This is a genomic window from Sagittula sp. (genome assembly GCF_052825245.1).
On sequence record NZ_JBRBWD010000006.1, the window covers coordinates 56,531 to 71,208 of the forward strand.

A 14,678-nucleotide genomic window follows, 5' to 3' on the forward strand; every position below is an offset into this window, starting at 1 on the left:
CTGGGGTGGCAGACGGAGCGCCCCGCATGGGCGGAAGGAAAGACGCGCGGCCCTGGCCTGGGTGTCATGAAGGTATCGGGAAACTCTGCTTGCTTTGAAAGGGCAGGTCTCGCCTTATGGGAGAGCGACCCTTTTCATTTTGCACAAGCTCATTTCCCGGAGGTCCCATGGCCCAGCTTCCCAAGCGTGTGGCGCGCGACAGCCTGCAACGACTGGCCGTTTTCAACCGCAAGATCGCCGAAACCGACCCGGCGCTTGCCGAAGAGGCACTGGACATTACCGCCGATCTGACCGGCACGCGCAGCGCGCACGATCTCGATGGGATATTCCTGAAGGAAAGCATCATCCTGCGCCGCAACCGTCCGGTGCTGGACGTGCGCGACAACGCGGCGGTGCTCGAATTCGCCTCTGACACCGAAAGCGACGTGTGGAAGGCGCGCCTTGCCGCCGCGGCGGGTGCGCTGGATCCAGCCATCCGCGCCGTCGGTCGGATCAACCTGCACAACGCCCCCTTGTCATGGGTCGGCACCGGCTGGCTCGTGGCCGAGGATATCGTCGTCACCAACCGCCACGTCGCACAGGAGTTCGCGCAGGCAGGTGGCGACGGCTTTACCTTCACCCAGTCCGGCGGGCGCCCGATCCGGGCAGAGGTCGACTTCCTATCGGAGTTCGACAATCCCGACACCCGCGTCTTCCGCCTGACGCAGGTGCTGCACATCACGCCCGCTCCGGGGCCCGACATCGCCTTCTTCCGGGTTGAGCGTGCCGCTGGCGACCATCGCCTCGCCGAACCGATTCCCTTGGCCGAGACGGCGGTGCAGACACACAATGCCGCCGTCATCGGCTATCCCGCCTTTGACAGCCGCATCCCGGACTTCACCCTGATGGAGGACATCTTCGGCGCCCGCTATAACCACAAGCGGCTTGCGCCGGGTGCTGTCACGTTCCTGGAGGACAGCCGCCTCTACCACGACTGCACGACGCTTGGCGGCAACTCCGGGTCTGCCGTGATCGACCTCGACAGCGGGCAGGCGCTGGGGCTGCATTATTCCGGCGCATTCATGCGAACCAACTACGCGGTGCGGTGCGATGTGGTGGCGGAGGCGCTGCGCCAGGTCACCACCGGCAGACGGCCCGCCCGGCCACAGCTCGCGCCGCAGGCCCCGCGTCCCGAAGCGTACCGCACCTCCGTCACCACGACGATTCCCCTGACGATCACTGTCACGCTTGGCGATCCCGTCCCGGCCATAGATGTGCAAACCCGGCCCATGGCGCCTTTCGTCCAGTCCGACGATGATCTGCTGGATGTGACCGAGGCCCCGGCCGAGAGCTACCGAAACAGACCCGGCTTCCGTCCCGATTTCATCGGTGACGGCGGGCTGCTCTGCCCCCTGCCGCAATTGATCGACGAGACGGACCTGCTGCGGTTCGACTTCGACGGGCAGGAAGAGACGGTCCTGAAATATCAGCACTTTTCCGTCTCGATGAACGAACCGCGGCGGATGTGCCTGTGGTCGGCGGTCAATATCGACGGGACGGAGCCCAAGGCCGCCCGGCGTGTCGGCTGGAAATACGACGGCCGCATCGACAAGCGGTTCCAGATCATGAAGGAGTGCTACGGCAACCCGCCGAAGTTCTCGCGCGGGCACATGACCCGCCGTAACGATCCCGGCTGGGGCTCTGCGGCTGAGGCGCGCCTCGGCAACGAGGATTCAATGCACGTCACCAACGCCACGCCGCAGATGCAGTCGTTCAACGCGCCGATCTGGCTGGAGCTGGAGGATCACGCCCTGCAGAACGCCATCGACGACGACATGCGCATCTGTGTCTACACCGGCCCGGTGCTCAAGGACGACGACCCGGTGTTCTACGGTGTGCAGGTGCCGGTGGCCTTCTGGAAGATCATCGCCTTCGTGCACGAACGCACCGGCCACCTCTCGGCCACCGGCTACCGCATGGACCAGACGGCAAACCTGTCACGACAGGACGAGTTCGTCTTCGGCGCGTTCCAGTCCAGCCACACGAACGAGGCCGCGCAGGTGTCCATCCGCTCAATCGAGTCGGAAACCGGCCTGCATTTTGGCGGTCTGGCCGAGATCGACCCGCTGGGCCAGCAGGAATCGCTTGGCACCGGCCCGGTGAAGGTGCCGCTTCTGACGGGCACGCAGATCCGGTGGTTCTAGGTCCATCCTCCGCGGGACCGTCGACTGTTTGACGGCGTGCCGGGTAGCAGGGAGGCGGTCGCGGTGTCCGATCAGGGGCCATGAGGTCATGACCAGAGCAGGCCTTGCCTGCGCTCAGGTCGAACGGGACCTCGTCTGACGGGCAGGTGGTGAAAATCTCAGGGACAGGCCGTTCCGATACGGCGTAGAGGAGGGTGGATATGTCTTGACCGACCGGTCTCTGCCGTGCTCGTCGTGATCAACATTCGACTTATCGGACGCGCCGTTCCGTATATGCCGGGCCAACGGAGGAACCGGCTCGGCAAGGCTTGAATACCGGAACGTGCTGTTTCCTGAAACGGCACGACATGCACGGCGCCGGTCCGTCTGGAAATGATGCCGACCCGCCTGCCGATCCAGCCGTCTGAACGGCGGTCCGGGGCTGGCTCGGCGACCTAGGGTAAAGGGAGGCAAGGCATGAGCAAACTCGCATGGGGGCTGGTCGGCGGTGGCGAAGGCAGCCAGATCGGTCCGGCACACCGGCTGGGCGCCGGGCTGGACGGGCTGTTCACCTTCAGCGCCGGCGCATTGGACCACCGGCCCGACGCCGGGCGCACATATGGCCAACGCCTCGGCCTTGCGGCGGATCGCGCCTACGGCGACTGGCAGGAGATGCTGGCCGGTGAGCGCAATCGCGACGACCGCATCGACCTCGTGACCGTCGCCACGCCGAACGCCACGCATTTCGAGATCACCAAAGCCTTTCTGGAAAACGGCTTCAACGTGCTGTGCGAGAAGCCGATGACCATGACGGTCGAGGAAGGCGAAGAGATCGTGCGGATTGCCCGCGCCTCGGGCCGCATCTGCGCCGTGAACTACGGCTACACGGGCTATTCGCTGGTGCGGCACATGCGGGCGATGGTGGCACGCGGCGACCTTGGCGCCATCCGTCTGGTCAAGGCCGAATTCGCGCACGGCCACCACGCGGACGCGGCGGACGCCGACAATCCGCGTGTGCGCTGGCGCTACGATCCGGCGCAGGCGGGTGTCTCGGCGCAATTCGCCGATTGCGGTATTCACGCGCTGCACATGGCCAGTTTCGTGATCGGCCAGGAAGCGGAACGGCTCTCGGCGGATACGGTGTCCTGCATCGCGTCGCGGGTGCTGGAGGACGACGCCATGGTCAATCTGCGCTTCGACGGCGGGGCGGTTGGCCGGCTCTGGACGTCTTCCGTTGCCATCGGGCGGCAGCATGGGCTGACGCTGCAGGTTTTCGGCGAGAGGGGCGGGTTGCGCTGGTCGCAGGAGCAGCCGAACCAGCTCTACTGGATGCCTCTTGGCGGGCGCCTTCAGGTCATCGAACGTGGCGAGGCCGGTCTTTCGCCCGAGGCGGACCGCACCAGTCGTGTCACCATCGGCCACGCAGAGGGGATGCCTCTCGCCTTTGCCAATATCTACAAGGACCTGGCCGAAGCGATCCGCGCACAGAAAGAGAACTGCGAGATCGACCCGGCCGCGAATCTGTATCCCCGTGCTGAGGACGGACTGCGCTCCATGGCGGCAGTCATGGCCGTTGCCGAAAGCGGCCGGGCCGACGGCGCATGGATGGACGCCCGCCCGCCGATGTTCCGGTAAGTCACGGGCGTTGCGCCTCTTGCGCGTTTGTCATCGCGCGGCGCCTTGAAAGCCGAAAGGTCGTCCGGCTCGGCCTTTCGCGCGGCCACCCCGCTCCAACCCGCGGCCTCCGATGCTTTGGCTTTGTGGGGCGTCAGGGCGCGTCGTGTCCTCTGTCGTCGGAAGGTCAGGCACGGTTGTGTGACCGCAAGAGACCACGCCGAAGCAGGTTTCTCTGTTGGCTGAGTAGCGGAAGATGCTTGCTTGCAGCCGTTCGCAGGAATCGCGGCGTCGCCCCTGAACGGGAAGTTGGGCGATGCGCGCAGGAGGGGCCCGCCGCCCCCTGATTCCCGATCGCGTGCAATGAGCGTCGCTTTCGCGGCGAACCGGTGCTTTGCCTGATGGCTTGGTGATCTGCGGCGGAGGGGGCGTGTCATATGGAAGGCAACACCCCAGAAACCAAAAATCCCCCCAAGTTCATTCAATTCAGAAGCTTGGGGGGATTTTATGGTGCCCAGAAGAGGACTCGAACCTCCACGACCGTTAAGTCACTGGTACCTGAAACCAGCGCGTCTACCAATTCCGCCATCTGGGCACGGGCTTGGTGAGGGCGGGGTTTACGGCTGTCGCGGCCCGGTGTCAACAAGGCTCTGAAAAGAATTTTCACGCGGCAATCGGGCGCCTTGCCCCTGCCGTCCCGGACCCTTAAACCGGGGAATATCGGCGCAAGGGAGACAGGCCATGTCCAAACTCGTCACCATCTTCGGCGGCTCCGGTTTCGTCGGCCGCTACATCGCCCGCCGCATGGCGAAAGAGGGCTGGCGCGTGCGCGTCGCCGTCCGTCGCCCGAACGAGGCGTTGTTCGTCAAGCCGTACGGTGTTGTCGGCCAGGTCGAACCGGTGTTCTGCAATATCCGCGACGACGACAGCGTGCGCGCGGCAACCGCAGGGGCGGACGCGGTGGTGAACTGCGTCGGCACCTTCGACATGTCCGGCAAGAACAATTTCGACGCCGTCCAGGCGGAGGGTGCGACGCGTATCGCGCGCATCGCCAAGGAGCGCGGCATCACCCGCATGGTGCATATCTCGGCCATCGGTGCGGATAGAGACGCCGACAGCGCCTACGCCTCGTCGAAGGGGGAGGGCGAGGCCGGTGTGCTCGAGCACATGCCCGACGCCGTGATCCTGCGGCCCTCCGTGATCTTCGGGCCGGAGGACGATTTCTTCAACCGTTTCGCGACGATGACCCGTTTCGGTCCGGCGCTGCCGCTGGTCGGTGCCGACACGAAGTTCCAGACGGTCTATGTGGACGACGTCGCCCGCGCCGCGGTGATGGGCGTGCTGGGTCAGGCAGAGCCGGGCATCTACGAACTGGGCGGGCCGGATGTCATGACGTTCCGCGAGATGATGCAGGACATGCTGAAGGTCATTCACCGGCGCAGGCTGATCGTGAACCTCCCCTTCTTCATCGCGGGGCCGCTGGCCTCTGTCATGGGCCTGGTCGAGAAGCTGACGCTTGGCCTCGTTCCGGCGCAGATCACGCGGGACCAGGTGAAGACGCTGCACCACGACAACGTGGTCTCTGGCGAGACGAAGACCTTTGCCGATCTCGGCATCACGCCGACAGCGGTGGAAGCGGTGCTTCCCGACTATCTCTGGCGGTTCCGTCCGTCCGGCCAGTACGACGCGATCAAGGAATCGGCCAAGAACCTGCGCATGCAGTAAGGCGCAGACAAGGTTTCGAATTGGGAAAGGGCGGCACCGGGTGCCGCCCTTTTTCGTTTGCGATTCGGTTGTCTGCCCGAGGTGTTCAGGGGGGTGGAAGCGCGTTAGTGCATTTCGCGCAACCGGCACAGATCGTTGCTATTGCAGCATCCGGGCGGGGGCGCCGTGCTGATCAGGGTTTGCGCCGCAAGCCATTCCTCGCAGGCTTCGACCAATGCGCATCCGCGGCAGCGTGTGACCATGTCCGCGTAACGCTGCGGTTCGAGTTGGCCGGAATTGAGGGCGTCGCCAAGGTTCACGCCCATGACCCGCGCCACACCACGCGTCATGAAGAAGTGCCGGGCCGGGTCGCCGAGGTGCTGTGACATGCTCAGAGCTCCGCGAGGCGGTCTCCGATCCGGGCGAGCCGCTTGCGGTTGACGCAGGGCTGCGGGAACGGTCGGGTGTCGTCGATCGGCTGGTCGAGCCAGTCGCCGCATCCTTCGGTCCACTGGCAGCCGCGACACCGGGTGACGATGGAGGCCCACTCCTCCTGTGTCAGGAGGCCGGAGTCCATCGCCTGAACGAGGTCCACGCCCGTGGCTTTCGCCATGCGCTGAACCAGCCAGTAGTGTTCGACCTCGTCGCCCAGGACGGGCGGAAAAGCGGTTCCGTCAGCCATGGCTCATCCTCCCTGAAGGTCCGCGAACATCGTCTTGTTCCGGCAATACGCGGGCGGCGGGGCGTCGGCCTCCGGCTCTGTGGTCATGGCGGCCAGCCAATGTTCGCAGGACCCGGGCGAGGTGCAGGCCGTGCAGCGGAGCACGGCGTCGTCCAGCTCGGAAATGGTCAGCTTGCCGCGCAGCATCAGCTCTTCCAGATCCAGCCCCTGCGTGCCGGCCATGTGATCCACTAGCGCGGCGTGGCGCTTCAACGTGTCCTTGCTTTGCATCGCTGGTATCTCCTCTCGCTGTCCTGAACGGTTGAGCGGGAGTTTAGCTGGCGGGACGCGTCGCGCCTTGACTCAGGTCAACGAGGGAAATGGCCTCAGCGGCCGATGCTGGCCGCCGTCCGCTTCACGACTTCCAGCCGTGCCGCGTTGGGCGGGTGCGACCCGAGGAAGCGGTTGCCCGGATCGGGGATGCGCGCGAAGAAGGCCGCGCCCCGCACCGGGTCGTAACCCGCCTGCGCCGAGATGATGGTGCCCAGCTGGTCCGCCTCCAGTTCGAATTCCTTCGAGTAGGTGCGCGCGCCGACCGCGGCGCCAAGCTGCTCGGCGTTCCTGACCGCCTCGGCCTCGGCGCCGCTGATGGCGGCGATGCCTGCAAAGACCACGGCGCCGACCGTCGCGCTTTCGCGGGTCTTGGTCAGGTGATCGCGGATGTGGTGCGCGGCCTCGTGGCCCATCACGAAGGCCAGCTCATCGGCATTCTCGACGGAGTTGATGAGGCCGAGATTGAACGCCACGATTGGCCGCCCGAAGCGGTCGACGGTCTGGAAGGCGTTGGGGGGCTGGTCGGCGCGGTCGTCCACGACGATCTGGAAATCGCAGTTCAAGCCAGAGGTCCGGGCGCGGCACATCTGTTCCGCAACGGGCTCGACCGCTTCCACCACCTCGACGAACTGGCGGGCGGCCTGGTTGGCGCGCAACTGGGCCGAGGTGGCGCCCACGGGCGACGGAACCGGCGAAGGCAGTTGAACCGTGGCGCAGGCAGAAAGGGCCAGCGCGGCCAGGAGTGCGAATCTGAACATCTGTCATCCGGGACGTTTGAGTGTTGCAACCGAGAATAGTCGCCCCATGCCGCTGGCGCCACCCCGTCCACGCAACCGTGACGGACTTCCGCCCAAACCGCCGATTCCGGTTTTCTCTGCCAGTGCGGCGCGCTACGGTTCTTCCATGTTCAGCATCGAGCACGACTTTGACGCCACCGTTGTGACCCTCGTGGACGAGGGCGGAACGCCTTTGCAGGAGGACGTCATCATCTCCAGCTTCGAGGAATGCGTGACCGTCACGCAGTACGATCCCCGGACCGACAGGGAGATGAAGGTGACGCTCAGCATCACCCAGATGAACGACCTGATCGCGGCGGTGAACCTGCCCGAGGGGATCTACAGGCGCAACGGCTGAGGCCTTCGCGGGTCTTTCCCTAAGGCGCATGCAATGAAAAGGCCCGCCGGTGTACGGCGGGCCTTTCGTTTGCGCGTCGGTACGACCTCAGAAGATGAAGTCGGTGGCGTCGAGGTCGGCCGCCAGCGTGTTCAGCAGCGTGACGTAGTTGCCGTTGTCCAGCATGACCACCGCGTCGACGCCGTTGTCGCTGATCGCGAGGTGGGCGAACTCGGTGATGCCTGCGGGGGCAAGGCCGGTCAGGTCGATCTGGTCGATGCCATCCTCGAAGTCGGTGATCGTGTCGCGGTTGGTGCCGGTCGCAAAGACGAAGACGTCCGCGCCTGCGCCGCCTGCGAGCAGGTCGCGGCCGTTGCCGCCGTCGAGCGTGTCGTCTCCGTTGCCACCCATCAGGTTGTCGTTGCCGTCCTGGCCCAGCAGAATGTCGTTGTCGTCGCCACCGTCGAGGCGGTCGTTGTGGGTGCCGCCTTCGAGCCAGTCGTTGCCCGCGCCGCCCTGCAGGTTGTCGTTCTGGGCACCGCCGCTGAGGAAGTCGTCGCCCGCCTGCCCCTGCAGCTTGTCGTTGTCGTCTCCGCCGTAGAGCGAGTCGTTGCCCATGCCGCCGCGCAGGTCGTCGCGACCGGCATCGCCGTTCAGCACGTCGTTGCCGTTCTCGCCGAACAGACGGTCGTCGCCGTCACCGCCGCTCATCAGGTCGTTGCCGTCTGAGCCATGCAGCGTGTCGTTGGCGACGGTCGCGACGAAGGGGTTCACGTCGAGGATCAGATCGGCGTTGTCGATGTCAGCTGCCAGGATGCCCTCGATCACCATCTTGGTGCCGTTGCCGAAGTCGATGGTGGTGTCGGTGCCGTCGTCTGTCTTGTTCAGCTGGGTGTGGTCGTAGATCCCGATGCCGGAGACGTCGATCCTGTCCACGTTGTCCTCGAAGTTGACGATACGGTCGTCGCCCGCGTCCGCCTCGACCAGGAACACATCCGCACCGGCGCCGCCGTCCATGGTGTCATTGCCCATGCCGCCCTTGAAGGTGTCGTCGCCCGCGTCGCCGTACATCATGTCGTTGCCCTTCGCGCCGAGCAGCAGGTCGTTGTCGTCGCCACCGTGCAGCTCGTCGTCGTCGTTGCCGCCGTCGAGCGTGTCCTTGCCCGCGCCGCCGAAGATGCTGTCCACGCCGCCGGAGCCGATCAGCATGTCGTCGCCCGCACCGCCGTCGATGCTGTCGTCGCCCGCGTTGCCATTCAGCCAGTCGGCCCCACCTTCGCCGAGGATCACGTCGTGGCCGTTGTCGCCGCTGACGGTGTCGTTGCCCTCACCACCGGCATATGTGTCATCGCCGTCCAGCAGGCCCGCGATGTCGTCGCCGGAGGTGCCGGTGACCGAATCCTCGCCCGGAGTGTAGACCGGCGGGATCGGTGTCGGTGCGATGGAGAGCGTGTAGTTGTCCGTGTGCGACGCCTCACCCTGCATGAAAAGCGAATAGCTCTGCGTGAACATCGGCGTGACGTCCATCGTGATCGTGTTGCCCACGACCGTCGGGTTCGAAACGGTCACGAAGGTGTTGGTGATGGGATATTCGCCGATCACCTCGCCATCGGCGATGTTCACACCCAGCGAATGGAAGTTGCTGCGGTTGATGATGCCCATCGCGTGATGGCCAGAGATGTCGTCCACCGTCATGGTGATCGTGTAGGTCGTGCCGGCCTCAAGCGTCGGCAGGTTGATACCGTCCTGAGCATCGCCGCCGCCGTAGGTGCCTGCAAACACGTCGTCGAAACCGATCGTGTAGCTGCCGCTCGCGTAGGCGTTGATGTTGGAGTCTGAGGTTTCGTAGACGGTCGCCATTTGTCGTTCCTTGCTCGTAAAGATCACCTGCCGTCCCGGCCGGACACTCGGGCTGGGCGGTCGGACCTTTTGCTAGAGGCGCCTTGGGGCGGATTAGCGGAGCGTTAAGGTTAACAAAGGGGTCATTTTGAGCGCGAACAGGTCGGCCGGACCGCCGATTGGGGCGCATTGGCGGCGCTGGTTGCGCAAAAGGAAACGGCCCGCGCATTGGCGGGCCGTTTGTCTGGGATCTGAAGACAGATCACATGCTGGGCATGATCACCTTGTCGATCACGTGGATCACGCCGTTGGAAGCCTCGATATCGGCCTGGGTCACGGTCGCGTCGTTCACCATGACGCCGTTGTCGAGATCGATCATGATATCGCCACCTTCGACGGTGGTCGCGGCCATGTCATCGGACAGGTCGGTCGACATCACTTTGCCGGGCACGACGTGGTAGGTGAGGATGTCGACGAGCTGTTCCTTGTTCTCGGGCTTCAGCAGGTCCTCGACGGTGCCGGCGGGCAGGGCGGCAAAGGCCTCATCCGTCGGGGCGAAGACGGTGAACGGGCCTTCGCCCTTCAGCGTGTCGACCAGCCCTGCGGCGGTCGCGGCGGCCAGCAGCGTTTCGAAGCTGCCCGCTTCGGTCGCGGTGTCCACGATGTCCTTCGACATGGAGTGCGAGCCTGCGTGTGCGGGAACGGCAAAAGCGAGGGCGGCGGCGGCAGCGATAAAGGTCTTGCGGATCATTTCGGGTCCTCCTGTTTGATCTCGATGCCTTGGTCATGCATCGTGGAGAACTACGGCGCGTTCACCGTGCCGGATCATGAGAATTCCGCCGTCCCCGGACCTTGACGGAATGCGGCGCGCCGCTAAGCCGCGCGCCGTTCGAAGGTCCAATGAACTTGTCGTTACGCAACGTGAGCGCGCGTGACGATCAGTCCAAGCCGATTGCGGTCCGCGCAATGCTGTCGAGCATCTCCTGCACCTTCTGCATCGCGCCTTCGGGATACTGCGTGAAGCCGATTGTCGTGGTGTCCGGGGTCTCCGGCCGGACGATGACGAAGATGTCGTACGGGCAGAAGCGGATATTCATCGGGTCGTCTTCCATCACCTCCCGGCTGATCTGGGCCGAGCAGAAGCTGTAGACGTCCGCATGTTCGAACAGCACCACGTCCGAACCCACGTCCGCCCGCGTGCGCTCCAGCATGTCGCCGGTGTGGGAGATGTGGTCGACAACCAGCCCGGCGTCGAGGATTGCGTTCTCCAGTCCAAAGATCACGTCGTCGAAACTCTGGTCCGTATCATAGGTGACCACGTCCTGCGCCAGCGCCGGGGCCGCGGCCACGGTGGCGCAGGCGGAGACAGCGAGCGCTCTTATGAAGTGTTTCATGATTCCTCCCTTATGCTGATCACGCTGACGGGGGTGCCAAACGTGTCGCAATGGTGTCAGAATAGTCAGCATAAGACATATGTGCGTTGAGACAAATCAACACATTCGGGGAGGCGAATATGGAATATGCAATGCTGGCGCTGCAATATCTGGCGCTGTTTTTCGTCTTCGTGATCGGGGTTTGCGTCGCGGCGGTGATCGTCATGTATTTCCTCGACCGCCGGCAGACAGGCGACGCGATCCGCAGGAACTATCCGGTGATCGGGCGCTTCCGGGGGATCTTCACCGAATTGGGCGAGTTCTTCCGCCAGTACTTCTTTGCCATGGACCGGGAGGAGATGCCCTTCAACCGCGCGCAGCGGAACTGGGTCTATCGCGCAGCAGAGAAGAAGTCGAACACCGTGGCCTTCGGGTCGACGCGCAACCTGAACATCCCCGGCACGCCGATCTTCATGAACGCGGTCTTCCCGCCGTTGGACGACCAGTACGCCTCCACCGAACCGATGGAGATCGGGCCCTACTGCCGCGAACCCTACATGGCGCAGTCGATCTTCAACATCTCCGGTATGAGCTACGGCGCCCTGTCCAAACCGGCAGTGCGCGCGCTGTCGCGCGGTGCGAAGATGGCGGGCATCTGGATGAACACGGGGGAGGGCGGTCTGGCCCCCTACCATGAAGAGGGCGGCTGCGATGTCGTCTACCAGATCGGGACGGCGAAATTCGGGGTGCGCGATCACGCCGGGAACCTGAGCGACGAAAAGCTGCGCGAGATCGCCGCGAAGCCCTGCATCAAGATGTTCGAGATCAAGCTGAGCCAGGGCGCCAAGCCCGGCAAGGGGGGTATCCTCCCGGCGGCCAAGATCGACGAGGAAGTGGCCGCGATCCGTGGCGTGCCCATGGGAATCGACGCGATTTCCCCGAACCGGCATCGGGAGGTTGACGATTTCGACGGGCTTCTCGACCTGATCGCACACATCCGGGAGGTCACGGGCAAGCCGGTCGGCTTCAAGACCTGCATCGGCTCTGCGGAACCGTGGTTCGAGTTCTTCCGCAAGATCAAGGAACGCGGAGAGGAAAGCGCGCCGGACTTCATCGCGGTGGACGGCGGCGAGGGCGGGACAGGTGCCGCACCCATGCCGCTGATCGATCTCGTGGGCCTGCCGCTGCGCGACGCGCTGATCCGCATGGTGGACCTGCGCGACCTCGCCGGGCTGCACGACCGGGTCCGGATCATCGCCGCGGGCAAGCTGGTGTCCCCGGCGGATGTGGCCTGGGCGATCTGCATGGGGGCGGACTTCGCCGTCTCCGCGCGTGGGTTCATGTTCTCTCTGGGCTGTATCCAGGCGCTCAAGTGCAACAAGAACACCTGTCCGACCGGCATCACCACGCACATACCCTCTCTTCAGAAGGGGCTGGTGGTCGAAGAGAAGGACAAGAGGGTCGCGGCCTACGCCAAGGCGGTCATCAGCGAGGTGGAGACGATTGCCCACTCTGTCGGCGTGGCCGAGCCTCGCCAGATGCGCCGCCGCCACGTGCGCGTGGTGAAGGACGATGGCTCCTCCGTCCAGATGAACGAGATCCATCCGTCGGTGCACCTCGGGCTCGAAGGGATGGCGAGGGCGCGCGGGTTCAAGCAGTTCGAGGACGCGCTGCGCCGGATGGACGTCAAGGATGCGGCGGAGTGACGGGACGCGGGCGTATCGCAGGCAAGCGCGCCTTTTGGGCATCGGCCGGGAATGTTTCACGGGCGTAGCGTCAACGTGAGACATCGTTTGTTTCGATTCTCTGCAGGCGGCTTATCTTCCTCCTCAGCAAACGAGGAGACTTGCGCATGAGCCGCCGCTGGACAAACGACCTGACCCGGGCAGACGCGACGCCCGAACACCTGTTCATGAATCGCCGCCAGTTGTTCGGCGCGCTCGGCGCCGCCGGGCTTGGCGCCGCCCTGCCGGTGGGCGCGCGCGCCCAGGATGCGCTGGAGCCGAACACCTTCGAAGACATCACCTCGTACAACAACTACTATGAGTTCGGGACCGGCAAGACGGACCCGGTGAAGAACGCGCATACCCTGACGACCGAACCCTGGTCGATCACGATCGGCGGGCTTGTCGAGAAGCCGGGCGACTACTCCATGGCCGACATCATGGGCCAGATGGACGTAGAGGAGCGCATCTACCGTTTCCGCTGCGTGGAGGCCTGGTCGATGGTCGTGCCGTGGAACGGGTTCGAGCTGGCCGATCTGCTCGACATGGTCGGCGTGAAGCCCGAAGCGAAGTACGTCGCCTTCGAGACGGCCTATCGCCCGGAGGAGATGCCGGGCCTTCGCTATCCCGTCCTCGACTGGCCCTATGTCGAAGGGTTGCGGCTGGACGAGGCGCAGCATCCGCTGACCCTCATGGCGACCGGTCTTTATGGAAAGCCGATGCCCAATCAGAACGGCGCTCCGATCCGGCTGATCGTTCCGTGGAAGTACGGTTTCAAGTCGATCAAGTCGATTGTCCGGATCACCCTGACCGAGACAGAGCCGCCGACCTCATGGAACAAGGCCAACGCGCGCGAGTACGGCTTCTATTCCAACGTGAACCCCGAGGTCGACCATCCCCGCTGGAGCCAGGCGACCGAACGCAAGATCGGGGGCGGCCTGTTCTCCAGCCGCGAACCGACGCTGATGTTCAACGGATACGACGAAGTGGCCTCTCTCTATGAAGGCATGGACCTCAAGGCCAACTTCTGACCGCCGGTCTTCCTTATGGACGCCGCGCGCTGCGCACTTTCAAAGATCACCGGAGACTGGACCTTGAGCCATCGCCCCCAGGAAAAAGACACCGAGTCGGCCCTGACCCGCGCGCGTGATGCGTTCAACACGTTCGCGCGGCGTGTTCCCACGTGGGTCGTCTACGTCGCGCTTGCCCTTCCGGCCCCGTGGTTCGTGTACCTCGGCGCCACGGGCGGGCTGGGTGTCGAACCCATCAAGGCGCTGGAGCATGAATTGGGGCAGTGGGCGCTGTGGTTGCTGATCGCCGGACTGACGGTAACCCCGTTGCGCCGGCACGCGTCGGTCAACCTTCTGAAGTTCCGCCGGGCGCTCGGGCTGATGGCCTTCTACTATGTCGCCCTGCACCTGCTGGTCTGGCTTGTCCTGGACGTGCAGATCCTCTCGCAGATCTGGGCCGACATCGTGAAACGGCCCTACATCACAATAGGCATGGCAGCCTTTGTTCTCATGCTGCCCCTGGTGGCGACGTCGAACAACTGGTCGATCCGCAAACTCGGGCCCCGATGGCGGCAGCTTCACAAGGTGACATATGCGGTGGCCCTTCTGGGCGCCCTGCACTTCGTCTTGCTTGCGAAAGGTTTCCAGTTGGAGCCGCTCTTCTACATGGCGGCGGTCATCGGACTGCTGGCGCTTCGGTGGCCGCAGAGGCGCCGTCAGACAGCGAAACGGGAAAGGGCGGCCTGAGGGTCGCCTTTTTCATTTCCGGCGATTCACAGGAATGGGGGGTGACTCGCGCTTCTTCGGCCGGTGAATCGCCCCTGGCGCAGGGTTACGTAGGGGCCATTGGTGGATAAGCCTGTGGATAGCGGCCGGAGCGGGGTGAGTCACAGGTGTTCGCCTGGCTCAAAGCACCCAATCAAGCCGGAAGCGTCAAAAAATTCATTCAGCAACATACTGAAATTGCTCGAAAAATAGAGATATATGAAAAAAAGACGACGAAACCCGAAAAAACTGCTTGCGGGTTTGAGCGAGTAACCGTAGATACCCCTTCACCGGCGGCGCTGAGGCGCCAGACGGGACGCCAGACGGAACGGACGGGACGCCAACGAGGGGTTCGGAAAGGGAAGCGAGGCAAACATCTG

General features: G+C 64.3%; 15 protein-coding genes and 1 tRNA gene. 8 read left to right on the forward strand and 8 right to left on the reverse strand.

Annotated features, from left to right (window positions below; genetic code table 11):
• Positions 1-167: 167 nt before the first annotated feature.
• Positions 168-2,183 carry a DNA/RNA non-specific endonuclease gene (locus tag ACU0DV_RS00955; RefSeq protein ID WP_446242334.1) on the forward strand — a complete coding sequence of 672 codons (2,016 nt, stop codon included), beginning with the start codon at positions 168-170 and terminating at the stop codon, positions 2,181-2,183.
• Positions 2,184-2,639: 456 nt separating this feature from the next.
• Positions 2,640-3,797, forward strand: a complete 1,158-nt coding sequence (locus ACU0DV_RS00960; RefSeq protein WP_446242333.1) for a Gfo/Idh/MocA family protein — start codon at positions 2,640-2,642, stop codon at positions 3,795-3,797.
• Between the two features lie 487 nt (positions 3,798-4,284).
• Here the strand turns inward: ACU0DV_RS00960 and ACU0DV_RS00965 are convergent.
• Positions 4,285-4,371: transfer RNA gene (locus tag ACU0DV_RS00965), tRNA-Leu, on the reverse strand.
• Positions 4,372-4,517: 146 nt separating this feature from the next.
• Here ACU0DV_RS00965 and ACU0DV_RS00970 point away from each other — a divergent pair.
• Positions 4,518-5,501, forward strand: coding sequence for a complex I NDUFA9 subunit family protein (locus ACU0DV_RS00970; protein WP_446242332.1), 984 nt, complete (start codon positions 4,518-4,520; stop codon positions 5,499-5,501).
• 104 nt (positions 5,502-5,605) lie between these two features.
• On the opposite strand, the gene ACU0DV_RS00975 is transcribed toward ACU0DV_RS00970, so the two are convergent.
• The 4 genes from ACU0DV_RS00975 to ACU0DV_RS00990 all read right to left on the reverse strand — a co-directional run bounded on the left by ACU0DV_RS00975 (position 5,606) and on the right by ACU0DV_RS00990 (position 7,232).
• Complete coding sequence (locus ACU0DV_RS00975; RefSeq protein ID WP_446242331.1) at positions 5,606-5,869, reverse strand: DUF6455 family protein; 264 nt, start codon at positions 5,867-5,869, stop codon at positions 5,606-5,608.
• Positions 5,870-5,871: 2 nt separating this feature from the next.
• Positions 5,872-6,162 carry a DUF6455 family protein gene (locus tag ACU0DV_RS00980; RefSeq protein WP_446242330.1) on the reverse strand — a complete coding sequence of 97 codons (291 nt, stop codon included), beginning with the start codon at positions 6,160-6,162 and terminating at the stop codon, positions 5,872-5,874.
• Positions 6,163-6,165: 3 nt separating this feature from the next.
• Positions 6,166-6,432, reverse strand: a complete 267-nt coding sequence (locus ACU0DV_RS00985; RefSeq protein WP_446242329.1) for a DUF6455 family protein — start codon at positions 6,430-6,432, stop codon at positions 6,166-6,168.
• Between the two features lie 95 nt (positions 6,433-6,527).
• Positions 6,528-7,232 carry a M48 family metallopeptidase gene (locus ACU0DV_RS00990; RefSeq protein ID WP_283981888.1) on the reverse strand — a complete coding sequence of 235 codons (705 nt, stop codon included), beginning with the start codon at positions 7,230-7,232 and terminating at the stop codon, positions 6,528-6,530.
• A gap of 145 nt (positions 7,233-7,377) precedes the next feature.
• Here ACU0DV_RS00990 and ACU0DV_RS00995 point away from each other — a divergent pair, with 145 nt between their 5' ends.
• Complete coding sequence (locus ACU0DV_RS00995) at positions 7,378-7,608, forward strand: hypothetical protein (protein WP_100930935.1); 231 nt, start codon at positions 7,378-7,380, stop codon at positions 7,606-7,608.
• A gap of 87 nt (positions 7,609-7,695) precedes the next feature.
• On the opposite strand, the gene ACU0DV_RS01000 is transcribed toward ACU0DV_RS00995, so the two are convergent.
• From ACU0DV_RS01000 to ACU0DV_RS01010, 3 genes are all read right to left on the reverse strand, one after another.
• Positions 7,696-9,447: a calcium-binding protein gene (locus tag ACU0DV_RS01000; RefSeq protein ID WP_446242328.1), complete on the reverse strand. Its 1,752-nt coding sequence runs from the start codon at positions 9,445-9,447 to the stop codon at positions 7,696-7,698.
• A 241-nt stretch (positions 9,448-9,688) separates the two neighbouring features.
• The gene (locus ACU0DV_RS01005; RefSeq protein WP_100928911.1) at positions 9,689-10,177 is read right to left on the reverse strand and encodes a fasciclin domain-containing protein; all 489 of its coding nucleotides are present in this window, start codon (positions 10,175-10,177) and stop codon (positions 9,689-9,691) included.
• Between the two features lie 187 nt (positions 10,178-10,364).
• The gene (locus ACU0DV_RS01010) at positions 10,365-10,820 is read right to left on the reverse strand and encodes a DUF302 domain-containing protein (protein WP_446242327.1); all 456 of its coding nucleotides are present in this window, start codon (positions 10,818-10,820) and stop codon (positions 10,365-10,367) included.
• Between the two features lie 119 nt (positions 10,821-10,939).
• Here ACU0DV_RS01010 and ACU0DV_RS01015 point away from each other — a divergent pair, with 119 nt between their 5' ends.
• From ACU0DV_RS01015 to ACU0DV_RS01030, 4 genes are all read left to right on the forward strand, one after another.
• Positions 10,940-12,505 (forward strand): FMN-binding glutamate synthase family protein, encoded by a 1,566-nt coding sequence (locus ACU0DV_RS01015; protein ID WP_283981891.1) that lies wholly within the window; start codon positions 10,940-10,942, stop codon positions 12,503-12,505.
• Positions 12,506-12,651: 146 nt separating this feature from the next.
• Positions 12,652-13,554, forward strand: coding sequence for a protein-methionine-sulfoxide reductase catalytic subunit MsrP (gene msrP / locus ACU0DV_RS01020; RefSeq protein ID WP_446242326.1), 903 nt, complete (start codon positions 12,652-12,654; stop codon positions 13,552-13,554).
• A 63-nt stretch (positions 13,555-13,617) separates the two neighbouring features.
• Positions 13,618-14,280 carry a protein-methionine-sulfoxide reductase heme-binding subunit MsrQ gene (gene msrQ / locus ACU0DV_RS01025; protein ID WP_446242325.1) on the forward strand — a complete coding sequence of 221 codons (663 nt, stop codon included), beginning with the start codon at positions 13,618-13,620 and terminating at the stop codon, positions 14,278-14,280.
• Positions 14,281-14,426: 146 nt separating this feature from the next.
• A partial coding sequence (locus ACU0DV_RS01030) for a hypothetical protein (RefSeq protein ID WP_446242324.1) occupies positions 14,427-14,678 on the forward strand: 252 nt, incomplete at its 3' end.